Annotated in this window: 1 protein-coding gene and 1 pseudogene; one reads left to right on the top strand and one right to left on the bottom strand. The window is 64.8% G+C overall.

The features are described 5' to 3' along the window. Positions 1–290: 290 nt before the first annotated feature. Complete coding sequence (locus JSE7799_RS15170; RefSeq protein WP_055664363.1) at positions 291–566, bottom strand: hypothetical protein; 276 nt, start codon at positions 564–566, stop codon at positions 291–293. A 170-nt stretch (positions 567–736) separates the two neighbouring features. On the opposite strand from JSE7799_RS15170, the pseudogene JSE7799_RS15175 reads away from it, so the two are divergent. Then, positions 737–1,307, top strand: a pseudogene (locus tag JSE7799_RS15175) (IS630 family transposase); the annotation flags it as partial.

A 1,307-nucleotide genomic window follows, 5' to 3' on the forward strand; every position in this document is an offset into this window, starting at 1 on the left:
TTCGTGTCCCCGAAAGGGACTTCTCCTCCTTCTCTTCGACGCCCTCGCCCCACCGAAAACAGCCTGACGCAAGCGCCCCGACAAATCCCGAAACATCAATCCACACCACCCAAGACCCAAGTCACCGGCCGGCCTGCCAACCGGACGCAAACACCGGGTGCGCGCAAGAAAACCGAGACCGGGGAAACCATCCCACGGAGCACAAGTCCGCAGCTTCATGAATTATGCGGGTTAGAACCATCCCCCGATCGACCCGCGCGCCCGTCATGCGGCGGCGTAAGCTCGACCGCTTATCTCCGACCGCTCAGCGCCCGCACCAGCCCAACAACCACCGCCGCCCCGACGGCGCCCACGATTATCACCAGAAGCACGCCGCCCGCCGCAATCACCGTCACCCCGAGCGCAGCCAGCAGAAACGGTGTCGCCATTGCCGCCACCGCGCCGATGATTGCATAGACGGCCTTGCTGCGCCCGCTCAGCGCCCCGGCCAGCCAGCCGATGGCAAGCCCCGCCAGCGCGAGGATCACCAGTGCGGCGACGCCCACACCCTCGAAAAATCCTTCCATCGCGTATCCTCCTCAATAGCATGATTATCGGCAACGCATGACACGGCGCCGACGCATCCGCATCCGTTTTCTCGAGGTGATACCAACGGCCCGAGGCTTTGACTCTGTGAGGGCTTCCCAGGTGTGTCAGTTGCTGATTCACTCTCTCTGGGATGTGAGGGAGGATCAGCATGGGGGTGGAGATCACGCGTAGGGAGCTGTCGGCGGCGGACCTACGGCGCGAGGCGGCGCGGGCGAAGGACGCAAGGGCGTCGCGGCGGATGCTTGCGCTGGCCTTCGTGCTCGACGGGCGGACACGGACGGAGGCGGCAGAGAGTTGCGGGATGGATCGGCAGACCCTGCGCGACTGGGTTCATCGCTATAATGCGGAGGGGCTTTCGGGTCTCATCGATCGTCCTCTTCCGGGCCGGACGCCCATGCTCAGCACGGAGCAGATGAGCGAGCTGGCGGCGATCGTCGAAGCGGGGCCGGACCCGGAGATGGACGGAGTTGTGCGCTGGCGGCGGGTTGATCTGTGCGCAGTGGTGGAGCGCCGCTTTGGCATTCGCGTGGCGGAGCGGACGATGAGCTCGATCCTCCGCCGGCTCGGCTTCGTGAAGCTGTCGGCGCGGCCGCGTCATCCGCAGAGCGATCCAGACGCCCAGGAGCTATATAAAAAACTTTCCAGAACTGGTGCGCACGGCCCTGCCTGAGGAGGCAAAGGAAAAGCCTCTGGAGGTCTGGTTCCAAGATGAGGCGCGC

This window comes from Jannaschia seosinensis (assembly GCF_001408515.1).
GTDB lineage: Bacteria > Pseudomonadota > Alphaproteobacteria > Rhodobacterales > Rhodobacteraceae > Jannaschia > Jannaschia seosinensis.

Excerpts from the sequence above, each read along its gene's own strand:
- JSE7799_RS15170 (WP_055664363.1), bottom strand. The coding sequence starts at position 566 with ATGGAAGGATTTTTCGAGGGTGTGGGCGTCGCCGCACTGGTGATCCTC.